Source organism: Rodentibacter ratti (assembly GCF_002000485.1).
Taxonomy (GTDB): Bacteria; Pseudomonadota; Gammaproteobacteria; order Enterobacterales; family Pasteurellaceae; genus Rodentibacter; species Rodentibacter ratti.
Genome location: NZ_MLAJ01000002.1, coordinates 84,681 through 99,942 on the forward strand (window position 1 = coordinate 84,681; position 15,262 = coordinate 99,942).

General features: G+C 39.9%; 18 protein-coding genes and 1 tRNA gene. 3 read left to right on the plus strand and 16 right to left on the minus strand.

What is annotated here, in order from left to right; all coding sequences use genetic code 11:
- Positions 1-12 precede the first annotated feature (12 nt).
- From mnmE to rpmH, 5 genes are all read right to left on the minus strand, one after another.
- Positions 13-1,371, minus strand: coding sequence for a tRNA uridine-5-carboxymethylaminomethyl(34) synthesis GTPase MnmE (gene mnmE, locus BKG94_RS01215; RefSeq protein WP_077433434.1), 1,359 nt, complete (start codon positions 1,369-1,371; stop codon positions 13-15).
- A gap of 136 nt (positions 1,372-1,507) precedes the next feature.
- On the minus strand, positions 1,508-3,127 hold the full coding sequence (gene yidC / locus BKG94_RS01220; RefSeq protein ID WP_077433436.1) for a membrane protein insertase YidC: 1,620 nt from the start codon (positions 3,125-3,127) through the stop codon (positions 1,508-1,510).
- Positions 3,127-3,387: a membrane protein insertion efficiency factor YidD gene (gene yidD, locus BKG94_RS01225; protein WP_077433438.1), complete on the minus strand. Its 261-nt coding sequence runs from the start codon at positions 3,385-3,387 to the stop codon at positions 3,127-3,129. The genes yidC and yidD overlap by 1 nt, the downstream gene beginning before the upstream one ends.
- Positions 3,351-3,710 carry a ribonuclease P protein component gene (gene rnpA, locus BKG94_RS01230; protein ID WP_077433440.1) on the minus strand — a complete coding sequence of 120 codons (360 nt, stop codon included), beginning with the start codon at positions 3,708-3,710 and terminating at the stop codon, positions 3,351-3,353. Before rnpA ends, yidD begins: the two co-directional genes overlap by 37 nt.
- A 13-nt stretch (positions 3,711-3,723) precedes the next feature.
- Positions 3,724-3,858, minus strand: a complete 135-nt coding sequence (rpmH, locus tag BKG94_RS01235; protein WP_005539760.1) for a 50S ribosomal protein L34 — start codon at positions 3,856-3,858, stop codon at positions 3,724-3,726.
- Between the two features lie 332 nt (positions 3,859-4,190).
- Here rpmH and dnaA point away from each other — a divergent pair, with 332 nt between their 5' ends.
- From dnaA to recF, 3 genes are read left to right on the plus strand one after another with little or no spacing between them, the layout of a single operon-like run.
- Positions 4,191-5,555: a chromosomal replication initiator protein DnaA gene (dnaA, locus tag BKG94_RS01240; protein WP_077433442.1), complete on the plus strand. Its 1,365-nt coding sequence runs from the start codon at positions 4,191-4,193 to the stop codon at positions 5,553-5,555.
- Positions 5,556-5,564: 9 nt separating this feature from the next.
- Positions 5,565-6,665, plus strand: coding sequence for a DNA polymerase III subunit beta (gene dnaN, locus BKG94_RS01245; protein WP_077433444.1), 1,101 nt, complete (start codon positions 5,565-5,567; stop codon positions 6,663-6,665).
- Position 6,666: 1 nt separating this feature from the next.
- A complete protein-coding gene (gene recF / locus BKG94_RS01250; RefSeq protein ID WP_077433446.1) occupies positions 6,667-7,761 on the plus strand; it encodes a DNA replication/repair protein RecF in 1,095 nt (364 codons plus the stop codon).
- A gap of 112 nt (positions 7,762-7,873) precedes the next feature.
- On the opposite strand, the gene iscX is transcribed toward recF, so the two are convergent.
- The 11 genes from iscX to BKG94_RS01305 all read right to left on the minus strand — a co-directional run bounded on the left by iscX (position 7,874) and on the right by BKG94_RS01305 (position 15,245).
- Complete coding sequence (gene iscX / locus BKG94_RS01255) at positions 7,874-8,068, minus strand: Fe-S cluster assembly protein IscX (protein WP_077433448.1); 195 nt, start codon at positions 8,066-8,068, stop codon at positions 7,874-7,876.
- Complete coding sequence (fdx, locus tag BKG94_RS01260; RefSeq protein WP_077433450.1) at positions 8,068-8,409, minus strand: ISC system 2Fe-2S type ferredoxin; 342 nt, start codon at positions 8,407-8,409, stop codon at positions 8,068-8,070. Before fdx ends, iscX begins: the two co-directional genes overlap by 1 nt.
- Before the next feature lie 84 nt (positions 8,410-8,493).
- Positions 8,494-10,353, minus strand: coding sequence for a Fe-S protein assembly chaperone HscA (gene hscA / locus BKG94_RS01265; protein ID WP_077433452.1), 1,860 nt, complete (start codon positions 10,351-10,353; stop codon positions 8,494-8,496).
- 25 nt (positions 10,354-10,378) lie between these two features.
- Positions 10,379-11,065, minus strand: coding sequence for a DUF2625 domain-containing protein (locus tag BKG94_RS01270; protein WP_077433454.1), 687 nt, complete (start codon positions 11,063-11,065; stop codon positions 10,379-10,381).
- Between the two features lie 47 nt (positions 11,066-11,112).
- Positions 11,113-11,631: a Fe-S protein assembly co-chaperone HscB gene (hscB, locus tag BKG94_RS01275; protein ID WP_077433456.1), complete on the minus strand. Its 519-nt coding sequence runs from the start codon at positions 11,629-11,631 to the stop codon at positions 11,113-11,115.
- A gap of 17 nt (positions 11,632-11,648) precedes the next feature.
- On the minus strand, positions 11,649-11,972 hold the full coding sequence (gene iscA / locus BKG94_RS01280; RefSeq protein ID WP_077433458.1) for an iron-sulfur cluster assembly protein IscA: 324 nt from the start codon (positions 11,970-11,972) through the stop codon (positions 11,649-11,651).
- Positions 11,973-12,026: 54 nt separating this feature from the next.
- Complete coding sequence (iscU, locus tag BKG94_RS01285) at positions 12,027-12,410, minus strand: Fe-S cluster assembly scaffold IscU (protein ID WP_077415449.1); 384 nt, start codon at positions 12,408-12,410, stop codon at positions 12,027-12,029.
- Between the two features lie 67 nt (positions 12,411-12,477).
- Positions 12,478-13,692, minus strand: a complete 1,215-nt coding sequence (locus BKG94_RS01290) for an IscS subfamily cysteine desulfurase (RefSeq protein WP_077433460.1) — start codon at positions 13,690-13,692, stop codon at positions 12,478-12,480.
- Between the two features lie 60 nt (positions 13,693-13,752).
- Positions 13,753-14,208, minus strand: coding sequence for a Fe-S cluster assembly transcriptional regulator IscR (iscR, locus tag BKG94_RS01295; protein WP_077433462.1), 456 nt, complete (start codon positions 14,206-14,208; stop codon positions 13,753-13,755).
- Positions 14,209-14,256: 48 nt separating this feature from the next.
- Complete coding sequence (gene trmJ / locus BKG94_RS01300; protein ID WP_077433464.1) at positions 14,257-14,991, minus strand: tRNA (cytosine(32)/uridine(32)-2'-O)-methyltransferase TrmJ; 735 nt, start codon at positions 14,989-14,991, stop codon at positions 14,257-14,259.
- Positions 14,992-15,169: 178 nt separating this feature from the next.
- Positions 15,170-15,245, minus strand: a tRNA-Lys gene (locus BKG94_RS01305).
- Positions 15,246-15,262 lie beyond the last annotated feature (17 nt).

Sequence of the window (15,262 nt, forward strand, 5' to 3'; positions counted from 1 at the left end):
TGTTTTCTGCCTTTACTTTCCAATACAAAATGAGCTGAAAATATTACTGAGTAAATCATCCGAGGTAAATTGACCGGTAATTTCACTTAACTGTGCCTGTACCAGACGCAATTCTTCCGCCAATAATTCTCCTGCATGAAATTCCGTTAATTGAACTAAACCGAGTTGCAAATGCTCCGCCGCTTTTTCTAATGCTTCTAAATGGCGACGGCGGGCTAAGAATCCGCCTTCAATACCGGTTTGGAATCCCATAGTTTGTTTTAAATGATCTCGAAGTAACTGCACACCTTTGTGTGTTTGAGCTGACAAGCGAATGATTTGATAACCGTTTTCTTCACTCAATCCTTCTTGTTCATCAGTTAAATCAATTTTATTACGCACAATCGTCACGGGTATATTTGTCGGTAATTTCGCTAAAAATTCTGACCGCACTTTTTCAAGATTTTGGCTTTCCGTATCATTACTGTCGAGCATTAAAATAATACGATCCGCTTGCTCTATTTCCGTCCAAGCGCGGGAAATTCCAATTCGTTCCACTTCATCGGTAGCTTCACGCAACCCCGCTGTGTCGATAATATGGAGCGGCATACCATCAATGTGAATATGTTCGCGCAAAACATCGCGTGTCGTGCCTGCAATATCGGTCACAATCGCCGCTTCACGACCTGCAAGAGCATTCAACAAACTCGATTTTCCTGCATTTGGGCGACCGGCAATCACGACTTTCATACCTTCTCGTAAAATCGCACCTTGTTTTGCTTCACGGCGTACTTCATCCAGTTGAGTAATAATTCCGCGTAAATTTGCTTCAATTTTTCCGTCCGCTAAGAAATCAATTTCTTCATCGGGGAAATCAATGGAGGCTTCCACATAAGTTCGCAAATAAATAACCGCATCGACCAAGGCATTGATTTTATTTGAAAATTCACCTTGTAAGGACTTTAACGCCGAGCGAGCAGCTTGTTCGGATGTCGCATCAATTAAATCGGCAATCGCCTCAGCCTGAGCAAGGTCTAATTTATCATTTAAAAACGCCTGCTCAGAAAACTCGCCCGGCCGTGCCAAACGAACGCCCTCAATTTGCAAAATACGTTTTAGTAATAAATCAAGGACAACTTGTCCGCCATGCCCTTGCAATTCCAATACATCTTCACCGGTAAAAGAATTCGGTGCTTTAAAATAAAGGGCAATACCTTGATCTAATACCGTTCCATCAACATCTTTGAAAGGTAAATAGTCCGCCATACGCGGTTTGGGACATTTCCCCAATATGTCGTACGCAACTTCGCCCGCTAAAGGTCCGGAAACTCTTAAAATCCCAATGCCACCCCGTCCCGGTGCGGTGGCTTGTGCAACGATTGTTTCTTTCATAAAAACTCTTTTAAAATGACCGCACTTTTATACGGTTTAAAATACAATAGGGCGTATGCTATACGCCCTTAGAGACATCATCAATACCCAATGATGGAAAAAGGCACCTTCCGATGCCTTTTCATATAATTAGGGGTTATTTTTTACGGGAATGTAATCCTTTTTTCTCTAACCCACGGTAAATCAGTTGCTGCTGTACAATAGTGATTAGGTTAGATACTAACCAATATAACACTAAGCCTGACGGGAACCAGAGGAAGAAGAACATAAAGATCAACGGCATAAAATTCATTACTTTTTGTTGCATTGGATCAGCCACAGGTGTCGGAGACATTTTTTGCAACAAATACATAGAAATCCCCATTAAGATCGGCAGAATGTAATACGGATCTTGCGCAGACAAATCTTGAATCCAGCCAAAGAATGGCGCATGACGAAGTTCAACTGCCTCCATAAATGTCCAATATAACGCAATGAAAATCGGCATTTGCAGAAGAATTGGTAAACAGCCGCCTAGCGGATTCACTTTTTCCTCTTTATAGAGTTTCATCATTTCTTGGCTCATACGTTGACGATCATCACCAAAACGCTCACGCATTTCTTGCATTTTCGGTTGCAACATACGCATTTTTGCCATTGAGGTATATTGTGCTTTTGTGAGTGGATATAGAATCGCCTTAACAACGATAGTTACACAAATAATCGCCAAACCCCAGTTAGAAACGATTCCTTGGATGAAAGTGAGTAACCAGAATAACGGTTTCGCAATAAACCATGCCCAACCATAATCAACGGTTAAGTCTAAGTTATTTGCCACTTTTGCCATATCATTTTGAAGTTTAGGACCTGTCCATAATGAACTGGAAATCGTTTCTTGTGCACCTGCCGGAATAGTGACAATCGGACCACGGTAACCTATTGATGCCACATTATTTTTTGTATCAGTGAGGGTATAAAGTTGATTATCCACATCCTGATTCGGAATCCATGCAGAAACAAAGTAATGCTGTAATACAGCAACCCAACCTGCTTTGGTACTAATAGAAAGATTCGCATCTTTCATATCAGAGAAACTGTATTTTTTATAATTAGTTTCTGATGAAGAATAAGCACCACCGGTATAAGTTGGCATAGCTACATTGCCACTACTTTCCACTAATGTATGTTTTAATTGACCATAAGGCTCTACTTCAATAGTTTCACCGCTTTGGTTATTGATTTTATAATCAACCCCAAGATCATAACTACCGCGTTTTAACACAAACACTTTTTGATAGGTTACCCCATCTTTTTCAAAAATTAATGGAACAGAAAGGGAATCTTGTCCTTCGGCTAATTTGAAATTATCGCCCTCAATTTGATATTGCGCACGACCGGATTTGGTATCAATCCCATTTTTACCAATCAAGCCACTTTGTGCGATATAAATATGTTCCGGAGAATCTTTTAGCAACACAAATGGTGTCTTAGAATCTAGCTCCGCATCATATTTTAAGAGTTCAGAACTCACTACATCACCGCCTAGGGTATCTACTTTTAGACGTAGAACATCATTTTCAAGGGTGATAATGCGACCTTTAACCGCTGAATCAGGGGCAATTTGTGTTGATGAAGAGGAACTTGCAGGTACATCTGAAGTAATTGAAGTTGTTTGCTCAGCTACCGGAGGCGGATTTTTATCCATTTGCCACTGCTGATAAACAAGGAAAGAAATAAACATTAGCGCTAACACTAACAGGCTACGTCTTGAGTCCATTATTTTTTCTCATCGTTATTATTGGTTTTGGGTGGAACCGGATCGAATCCACCCTCGTTCAAGGGGTGACATTTTAATACACGTTTTAGTGTAAGCCAACCACCTTTTAACAATCCATGTGTTTTTAACGCTTCAATGCCATAGCACGAACAAGTAGGAACAAATCGACAACGCGGACCGATCAAAGGACTGATCGTCATTTGATAAATTCGGATTAAACCAACTAGGATTTTTGAGCCAAACGAATGTGTCGCTGCCATAATTTTTCCAGCGTTTGACGAAATGTAGCGTTATCAAGCTTCGCAATTCCACCTTTTGCTACAAAAACAAAATCACAGGCAGGTAACTGATGCTGATACAAACGAAAACTTTCACGCACTAAACGTTTAATTCGATTACGATCATGCGCACGTTTCAAATGTTTTTTAGCGACAGTTAAACCCAAGCGGGGATGTTCAAGATGATTTTTTCTGGCGAGGATAGTCAGTTCAGGCGTACTAGCTCGAAACGGTTGTTCAAAGACATTTTTGAATTGAAGGGGAGTTAACAAACGTAACTCCCTAGAAAAGTTTAGTTTAACCACTAAGAATTAGCGATTATGCAGATAAACTTTTACGACCTTTAGCACGACGACGAGCTAAAACTTGACGGCCATTTTTAGTTGCCATGCGAGCACGAAAACCGTGAGTACGGCTGCGTTTTAATACAGAAGGTTGAAATGTACGTTTCATTTTAATTTACCTAAATCTAAAATGTTTACTGTTTTGAATCCAAAACAAACAAGGGTTATAAAAAATAGGACGTAATTCTAATCATAAATCAGCTGTTCGTCAAACTAAGAAAGGGAATTTTTACAAAACAACCTTTCATTTCTTCAAAAATCTCCGAAATCGTACGTGATCCAAATAAAATATCCAACCACCTTAATTTAGTATTGAGTTTTCCCTTCATTGGAGAAGATTTTTTGTCGAGATTATTGTAGAATCTCTAAAAATTTTTGGTCGTACTATCGTATCACTAATTCCATTATAAATAGAAAAAGCAGCATTGAGGATAGTTTATCGTGAGTCTCTCTAATCTTTGGCAAGATTGCCTTTCTCAACTACAAGATCAAGTTTCCGCTACTGATTTAAGCACTTGGCTTCGTCCATTGCAGGCTGATACTGTGTCTCAAGATAAAATCGTACTCTATGCTTCAAATATGTTTGTAAAAGGTTGGGTTGAAACTCATTACCTTAAACAAATTCATCAAATTTGCCAAACACTTTCACAAAATCCCAATTTGCAAATTATCCTTAAAGAAGGAGTGAAACCTACACCTCAAGCGGTAATCAAGCCAACCATGCAATCAGCAGAAAGTGCGGTCAATTCCTATGATAAACCTGAAATAGAAAAACCGCTGAAATTCGACTCACATCTGAATACCAAACATGTATTTGAAAACTTTGTTGAAGGTAAATCAAACCAATTAGCCCGCGCAGTCGGACAAAAATTGGCACAAGCCCCCGGTGAAGCCACAGCCAATCCCTTCTTTTTGTATGGAGGAACCGGGCTAGGAAAAACCCACTTACTGCACGCTATTGGTAACGGTATCTTGGCAAATAAACCCAATGCTCGGGTACTATATATTCACGCCAACAATTTTATGCAACACATGGTAAAAGCGATGCGTGACAACAATATGGAGCAATTCAAAAAATTCTATCGTTCACTTGATGCCCTTTTAGTAGATGATATTCAGTTTTTTGCTGAAAAAGAAAAAACCCAGGAAGAATTCTTCCATATTTTCAATAACTTATTTGAAACCGGTCGCCAAATTATTTTAACCTCTGACCGTTACCCTAAAGAAATTGAGAAAATTGAAGAGCGGTTAAAATCCCGTTTTGGTTGGGGATTAACCACCGCAATCGAACCACCTGACTTAGAAACCCGCGTGGCGATATTATTGAAAAAAGCAGAAGAACATCAAATGTACTTGCCGGAAGAAGTGGCATTTTTTATCGCTCAACGTTTACGCACGAATGTACGCGAACTGGAGGGTGCGCTCAATCGCGTGAAAGCAATGCAAGATTTTAAAGGCGGTGAAATTAATATTGATTTTGTACGTGATACCCTAAAAGATATTCTTGCTTTACAAGAACGTCTCGTGACCATTGATAATATTCAAAAAACTGTGGCGGAATACTATCGGATTAAAGTATCGGATTTAAAATCCAAAAGTCGTCAACGTTCAGTAACACGTCCCCGCCAAATCGCCATGGCACTGGCAAAAGAATTAACCAACCGTAGTTTGCCGGAAATTGGTCGGGCTTTTGATCGGGATCATACCACTGTATTGAACGCCTGCCGTGAAGTGCCGAAATTTCGTGAAAAAGATAACAGTATTCAAGAAGATTGGGCGAATTTAATTCGCACCTTATCTGCATAAGGAGCCATCATGCAATTTAGTATTTCTAGAGAAAATCTCTTAAAACCGTTACAACAAGTTTGTGGCGTATTAAGCAGTCGTCCAAATATTCCAGTATTGAATAATGTATTACTTCAAATCGAAGATAACCGTTTAACCATTACCGGTACAGATTTAGAGGTGGAACTTTCAACGCAAACTCAGCTTTCGTCTTCTACAACAAATGGTAACTTCACTATTCCGGCAAAAAAATTCTTAGATATTTGCCGCACGCTGTCTGACGAATTTGAAATTACCGTGACTTTTGAAGAAGATCGCGCCATTGTGCAATCGGGCAGAAGTAAATTTAATCTCACCACACTACCCGCAGAAGAATATCCAAATTTAACAGATTGGCAATCGGAGGTCGATTTTGCCTTACCGCAAAATACCTTACGTCGCTTAATTGAAGCCACTCAATTTTCGATGGCGAACCAAGATGCACGCTATTTTTTAAATGGTATGAAATTTGAAACGGAAGGTAACTTACTGCGCACCGTCGCAACGGATGGACACCGTTTGGCCGTTTGCACCATAGCACTTGAGCAAGAGTTACAAAATCATGCGGTCATTTTGCCGCGTAAAGGGGTGTTAGAATTAAATCGCCTATTGGAGAGCACTGAAGAACCCGCTCGTTTACAAATTGGCACAAATAATCTTCGTATTCACCTCAATCATATTACCTTCACATCAAAATTAATTGATGGTCGCTTTCCGGATTATCGCCGTGTATTGCCACGTAATGCCACCAAAATAGTGGAAGGAAATTGGGATGCCTTAAAACAAGCTTTTGTTCGTGCCTCTATTCTTTCCAATGAGCGTGTACGTAGCGTACGTTTAAATTTAACTGAAAACCAACTTAAAATCACTGCCTCCAACCCTGAACACGAAGTGGCGGAAGAAATTGTTGATGTCGTGTATTCCGGTGAAGAATTAGAAGTCGGTTTCAACGTGACTTACATTTTAGACGTACTTAACGCCCTCAAGTGTCAACAAGTTCGTATTCGACTAACCGATGCGTCCTCTAGCTGCTTAATTGAAAACTGTGAAGATAACAGCAGCGAATATGTGATTATGCCAATGCGTCTATAAGATGGCAATTTCCCGTTTACTGATTGAAAAATTTAGAAATTTAAATGCCGTCGATCTTGAATTAGATTGCAGCTTTAACTTTTTGATCGGCAATAATGGAAGCGGAAAAACCAGTCTTTTAGAGGCAATTTTCTATTTAGGACACGGGCGCTCCTTCAAAAGTGCGGTCACAAATCGCATCATTTCTTATGATGAACCCCATTTTACCCTGTTTGGAAATATTCAAGAAAACCAACATCAGTGGTCAATAGGATTACAAAAACTTCGCCAAGGCAACACAATTGTTAAAATCAACGGTGAAGACGGAAATAAAATTTCCGATCTTGCTCACTTGCTCCCCATGCAACTTATCACCCCGGAAGGTTTAACCTTGCTTAATGGCGGACCAAGCTATCGCCGCGCATTTTTAGATTGGGGCTTGTTTCATCATCATGCTCATTTTCATTCTGCTTGGCGTAACCTAAATCGTTTATTAAAACAACGCAATGCAGCACTCACTCAACATCAACCCTATGCCGCAATAAAAATCTGGGATATTGAATTATCAAAACTTGCGCACGATGTCAGTAATTGGCGTGCAGAGTATGCGGAAGCTTTACGTACAGATATTGAAAAAACCTGCCAACTTTTTTTACCGGAATTAGAAATTAGTGTTGTTTTTCAGCAAGGTTGGGATAAAAACACTGAATATGGTGATTTACTGGAACAAAATTTTGAGCGGGATAAAGCCCTTGGCTATACTTTTTCCGGTCCACAAAAAGCAGATTTTCGTTTTAAAGCGAATGGATTACCCGTAGAAGATGTACTTTCTCGTGGACAATTAAAATTGCTGATGTGTGCCTTACGTCTCGCCCAAGGCGAACATTTAATGAAAGAAAAACAACGCCATTGTATTTTCTTAGTTGATGATTTCGCTTCGGAATTAGATCCATTTAAACGTGAATTGCTTGCCGAACGTTTACAACAAAGTGGATCACAAGTATTTGTGACGGCAATTACACAGAAACAGCTTAAAGAGATGAAAGCGGAAACAGGAAGATTATTTGAAGTAAAAGATGGTGTTATTTCTCCACTTGAAAAACAAATCAATTGGTAATTTAACAAGACCTAAACTATCAATAATTAGCTCATCCATCAATTCAAAAAGTTAAGCAAAAAACGAAAGAATTTAATCTTCATAAAAAAGCCCGCAAAGTGCGGGCTTTTTTTTACTCATATTCCTCTAGCCACTTTAACAAAATCGCTTCAAGAATTGCCTCATTCGATTTTTGTGGATCATCATCAAAATCTTCCAGTTCACAAATCCATTGATGTAAATCCGTAAAACGTACTGTTTTAGGATCAAGATCAGGGTTGCGATCATACAATTCTTCTGCAATAAGTTGTGAATCCGTCCATTTCATTAGTGAGCCGCCTCATTCGCATGATTAAGATTATATTTTGGAATTTCCACCACTAAATCTTCCTCTCCCACGATACACTGGCAAGAAAGACGGCTCTCCATTTCCAAACCCCATGCTTTATCCAGCATATCTTCTTCTTGATCACTGGTTTCGTTTAAAGAATCAAATCCTTCACGAATAACCACATGGCAAGTCGTGCAAGCGCAAGAGCCATCACAAGCGTGATGAATCTCTACCCCCGCATTATGTGCCACTTCTAACAAGTTATCACCGGCAGCTGCATCCACCACCATACCTTCCGGGCAAAATTCTTCATTTGGTAAAAAAATCACTTTTGGCATAATACTTTCCTCAAATCTCAATGATTAAAAAACAGCCTATTTTAAATAAAATTAAAACTCATCTAAATTTAACCGCACTTTTCTTTACAATTTTTCCATATCCGATACGTTCTTACCGGTTAAAGCGCGATTAATGCTCGCATTCATTCGTCTTGCAGCAAATTCTTGCGTGGCGGCATCTAAGTCTTTAATGCCCTGTGCGATGGCATGACGATCACTCCCCTGTTTCACCTCCATCAATTGTTTCAACACCGCTTCAATATGATGAAATTCTTCAATGCTAAGCAACGCTGAACCATCTGCCTGTAATGCCACAATCACACTCTCAATCACACGATCAGCTTCCACACGTTGCTCCGCCAATTCACGAGCCTGTAAATCTTCTTGTGCATGGTCAAAGGAAGATTTGATCATCGCCGTCACTTCCTCATCGGTTAAACCATAAGAAGGCTTAATTTGAATTGATGCTTGCACTTTGGTGGATTTTTCCATCGCAGTGACACTTAATAAACCATCGGCATCTACTTGGTAGGTCACACGAATATGTGCCGCACCCGCTGCCATTGGCGGAATGCCGCGTAAGGTGAAACGTCCAAGTGAACGACAATCCGCCACCAATTCACGCTCACCTTGCACCACATGTACGCTCATTGCTGTTTGACCGTCTTTAAAGGTGGTAAATTCTTGCGCTCGAGCAACGGGAATAGTGGTATTGCGTGGAATAATTTTTTCCACCAAACCGCCCATGGTTTCAATACCGAGTGAAAGTGGCACCACATCAAGCAATAGCATATTGGCATCGGTTTTATTGCCGACTAAAATATCCGCTTGAATCGCCGCCCCAAGCGCCACTACTTTATCCGGATCGATAGAAGTGAGTGGCGTTTTGCCAAAAAATTCACCCACTTGCTCACGAACATAGGGTACTCGTGTTGAACCGCCTACCATCACCACTTCTTGAACTTCATTCACATCAACATTGGCATCTTTTAATGCTCGGCGACAAGCGAGTAACGAACGTTTTACGAGCGGATAAATCAGTTCATTGAATTGGTCACGAGTGATTGTCGTAGAAAAATCTTGCCAAGAAATGACCGCACTTCCAGCTTGACTTAAGGCAACTTTCGCTTGAGCGGCAAGGGTTAACAGTTCACGTTGTTGATTGACATTTTGTGGTTGGAATTGTGTTTGTTTTATAACCCAATCAGCAATACAATGATCGAAATCATCGCCCCCTAAAGCCGTATCACCACCGGTTGCAAGGACTTCAAATACCCCTTTCGATAAACGTAGGATAGAAATATCAAAGGTTCCGCCACCTAAATCATAAACTGCAATGATCCCTTCTTTGCCGCTATCTAAACCGTACGCCACTGCGGCAGCTGTGGGTTCATTCAATAAACGTAATACATTCAACCCCGCCAAACGTGCCGCATCTTTCGTGCTTTGGCGTTGGGCATCATCAAAATAGGCAGGAACCGTAATCACAACCCCTGATAGTTCCCCACCAAGGCGTTGTTCTGCAATATGGTTCAAATGTGCCAAAATATCGGCTGACACTTCCACCGGACTTTTTTTCCCTTGGTTTGTGAGAAGCAACGGCAAGCCATTTTCACTCGCCACAAAATCATAAGGCATGGTGGGATAACGAGTCTGCACATCGGTTAAACTTCGTCCGATTAAGCGTTTAGCAGAAATTATCGTATTTTTAGGATCAATTGAGGCTTGCGCAAAAGCTTCTACCCCGACTTGTTTTTCCTTTTTTCCATACTGCACAACGGAAGGTATGAGGCTGCGTTCTTGCTCATCATTTAAAATCACAGCTTGACCGCTTCTCACCGCAGCAATCAAGGAATTGGTTGTCCCCAAATCAATCCCTACCGCTAAACGATGTTGATGAGGTGCGGCTGTTTGGCCGGGTTCTGAAATCTGTAATAATGCCATAATATTTCTTTTCTATTTCAATCAGTTATGCCACAGAATAAGCCATTTCAAATTTATCTTTTTCAACGAAACAAGCGTGATAATGGGTTTCAATATTCACTTCACGTTTTTGGCGTTGATCCATTGCCATGGCTTTTTCTTCATTTAAATCCGGGGTGAAAACAAACACTTGATTGCCATCAAGTTGTTTCACCTCTTCTTGCCAATTTTGCCAAAATAAGCCTTGGTAGAAGGCATCCAGATCGCCATTTAACGCCCAAGCCAAAAATTCCGTATAAGTAAAATTCAAATTATGCCAAACCAAATCCTTTGGTGAAAAATAATAGATTTTACCGAGATTTTCCCCTAAAGAACCACCATTTAACGCAAAATAGCCTCCAATCACGTCATCGGCCACCAATAAATATTGCGGCTTTTCCCCTGATTCCTTGAAAGATTTACTAAAATTCCAATCCATCAATCCTCGTGGTAATTGAAAACTACCGGAACCTAAAATGCGTAGCCAACCATGATGAATAAGAATACCGCCTGTTTCATAAATCACCGCTCCCATCGGGGATGAGGTGGGCATTTGCATCGTAAACAGTTCACGTTCGGCACTAGGCTGATCTTTCTTAATCACTCGACAATGATTACGAGCCTGTTCAATCCATTGGGAAAGTGTTGGCCAAGCAGAAGATTGCGGCGAAATGAGTTGTTCAAGAGTTTGCATAATCGGGATTACATCATTAAAAGTGCGGTCAATTTCACCGCACTTTATTATTCAAAAAAGCGTTCTTCTACACGCTCAATTTCTTCTGTGAGTTTGCGTGTAAAGCGTAATTTATCACAAAGTTGTGTAGTTTTGGCCCACTGTTGGGCTTGGATACTATGAGAAAGTGCGGTCAATAATTGCTGTGTTTCTTGACGAATGTCCCTTGCCAACGCATCCAATGCTTGTTCATCTTTTTGGCTTTCTACATTTTCCAATTGCTCGCGCCATTGTAACTGCTGCATTAAAAACGCCACATCTTGTGTACTTTTTTGTTCAATATCTTGCTGTTCACACAAATTAAGCGCAACAATCGCTTCCGCTCTAAGAATCGGATCTTTTAACGTTTTTAAGGCATCATTCACTTCTGTCGATTTTTGCATCGCTATTCTCTGCTCTGCGGCACTTGCAGCAACGAAATTATCAGGATGCAAGGCTTTTTGTAATTCCAAATAACGTGCATTTAACGCTTGCGTATCTAGTTGGAAATCAACAGGTAAATCAAAAATTTCAAAGGGGTTTAACATTATCTTTCAACTCAACATTACACGTGGAAACTTTCACCGCAACCACAGGATTCTTTCACATTCGGATTGTTATATTTAAAGCCTTCGTTCAAACCTTCTTTGACATAATCCAATTCAATGCCGTTGAGATAGACTAAACTTTTCGGATCAATAATCACCTTCACGCCATGTTGTTCAAAGACTTGATCTTCTTCATTTAAGACATCGACAAATTCCAATACATAGGCTAAACCTGAACATCCTGATGTCTTCACCCCCAGACGCAAGCCGATACCTTTTCCGCGATTATCTAAAAAAGCTTTCACGCGTTGAGCGGCTTTTTCTGTTAATGTAATACTCATTCTTCCCCCGAGAGATCAGTAAAAGTGCGGTCAAAAACAACCGCACTTTTTTATTTATTCACCTTGCTTTGCTTTATAATCGGCAATCGCTGCTTTTATCGCATCCTCAGCTAAAATCGAACAGTGAACTTTTACTGGTGGTAATTCTAACTCTTCCGCAATTTGGCTGTTTTTAATTGCCCCAGCTTCCTCTAAAGATTTACCTTTAACCCACTCGGTAATCAATGAGCTTGATGCAATCGCAGAGCCACAACCGTAGGTTTTAAATTTTGCATCTTCGATAATGCCGTTATCATTGACTTTAATTTGTAACTGCATCACGTCACCACAAGCCGGTGCTCCTACCATTCCGGTACCGACAGAACTGTCCTTTTTGTCCATTGATCCCACATTACGTGGATTTTCATAATGATCGATTACTTTTTCACTATAAGCCATTTTAACTTTCCTTTTCTAAATTCTGATAAAAAACTATCCTTCACCCATTTCAGAGGGTAATGAGATATTAGTGGGCAGACCACTCAATCGTGTTAAGGTCAATACCTTCTTTAAACATATCCCATAATGGGGATAGCTCACGTAATTTTTCAACCGCATTTTTGACTAAATTAACGGTATAATCAATTTCTTCTTCAGTGGTATAACGACCCAGAGTAAAACGAATTGAGCTGTGCGCTAATTCATCGTTCAAACCTAATGCTCTCAATACATAAGATGGCTCAAGACTTGCAGAAGTACAAGCAGAACCGGATGAGACCGCAATGTCACGTAATGACATCATTAATGATTCACCTTCTACATAGTTAAAACTGATGTTTAAATTATTATCCAGACGATGTTCCATAGAACCATTAACATAGGTTTCTTCAATATCTTTCAAGCCGTTATATAAACGATCACGAAGGGCTTTTAAACGTGGCATTTCTGTTGCCATTTCTTCTTTCGCAATACGATAGGCTTCACCCATACCCACAATTTGATGAACAGGTAATGTACCTGAACGCATACCACGTTCGTGACCACCACCATGAATAATCGCTTCTAAACGGACACGAGGTTTACGGCGAACATATAACGCACCAATACCTTTTGGTCCATAAAGTTTATGGCTAGACATTGACATCAAATCCACCGGTAATTCGGCAAGATTAATTGCTACTTTCCCGACACTTTGCGTTGCATCAACATGGAAAAGGGTTTTATTTGCACGACAAAGCTCACCAATCGCCTTAATATCTTGAATCACACCAATTTCATTATTGGCGTGCATAATTGAAACCAAAATAGTATCAGGACGAAGTGCCGCTTTGAATTTTTCTAAATCCACTAAACCATCAGATTCCGGTGATAAATAAGTGACTTCAAACCCTTCACGCTCCAATTGACGGCAAGTATCTAATACTGCCTTGTGTTCGGTTTTGCAAGTAATAATATGTTTACCTTTGGTTTGATAAAAATGTGCCACACCTTTAATCGCCAAATTATCCGATTCCGTTGCACCGGATGTAAACACAATTTCACGAGAATCAGCACCAATTAAATCGGCAATTTGATTACGTGCAATATCCACAGCTTCTTCTGCTTGCCAACCAAATTTATGTGAGCGTGAAGCCGGATTTCCGAAGGTGCCCTCAATGGTTAAAAATTCCATCATTTTTTTAGCGACTCGTTCATCTACTGGACAAGTTGCCGCATAATCCAAATAAATAGGTAATTTCATTTTCACTCCTAAAAATCATTCCAAATTTGACCGCACATAAAATGTGCAACTACTTTCCTTTTATGGATTCATTAATACTAAATTTTCAAAATCATGATGCGATGAATGCTTTTGACTACGCTTACTGACAAGTTCTGCCAAGGTAATTTCATTCAAGAAACTTTCAATACGATTACTGAGATCCTCCCAAAGAGCATGAGTTAAGCACTCTTTTCCATTTTGACAGTTTCCTCTACCTAAACATTTAGTCACATGGATATTCTCGTTTACGGCAGAAATAATCATGCCTACAGAAATTTTATCACTTGATAAGCCAAGTCTATACCCCCCACCCGGTCCACGGACGCTTTTCACTAATCCGTCACGACGCAATTTAGCAAAAAGCTGTTCTAGATATGATAATGAAATATTTTGACGTTCAGAAATATCAGCAAGACTCACCGGGCCAGATTCTGCATTTAATGCGATATCTAGCACCGCGGTCACCGCATAACGTCCCTTTGAGGTAAGTTTCATAAAGTTTCCTTAAAATTGCGCTAATGTTTACATATCCGACCAAAATAATCAACTATCTATCTTGGGCAAACTTAACCGTTTTTCAACCGCACTTAGCATACCGCGCAGAATATTGAGTTCATTTTTTTCTATATTTGCACGATTGTATAAACGTCTCAGTTTCTGCATTACACCTTGATTTTGAATAAATCCGAGAGATTGATACAGCTGTTCAGTATGATTAAAAAAATACTCCATCTCTTGAACTGTCACTGACTGACTTTCTGCCGCCTTTTCTGGAAAAGTCAAAGTAGCATTACAGTGTTTCATCGAATTCGCCATACGCAACTCATAACTAACAAGTTGGACTGCCATTGCCAAATTTAATGAAGAATAATCAGGATTAGCCGGAATCGTTAAGTGATAATGGCATTTAATTAATTCATCGTTGTGCAAACCGACACGCTCTCTCCCAAAAACAATGGCCACTTTACCTTGGTGTTTTACCACTTTTTCTGCACATTCTCTTGGTTCAATTAATGTACTCTGTAAGTGACGCAAACGTGCACTTGTTCCAATCACTAAAGAACAATCGGCCACAGCCTCATCAAAACTTGATACTATTTTTGCATTCTTAACAATATCAGCCGCTCCAGCAGCAAGTGCAATAGATTGCTCATCAACGGCTTTAGGAGAAACAAGGCATAACTGAGAAAGCCCCATTGTTTTCATTGCTCTTGCTGAAGATCCAATATTCCCACTATGTGAGGTTTCAATGAGAACTATTCGGATACGATCAAACATTATGCTTTATTACCTGATTAAATACTTGGGGTATTTTATCATAATAACCTTTAATTTAAGTCAAGAATTTCCTTATTTTAAAAATAAAGATTACTTATCAATAAATAAACCAGGTGGCAAAACCAAGTGCGGAAAGAACTATAACTTGCTTATGATCTCTGGAAATATAAATGTGAGTTGGTGGGTCGTGAAGGATTCGAACCTTCGACCAACGGATTAAAAGTCCGCTGCTCTACCGACTGAGCTAACGACCCATATATGATGCTTAAGA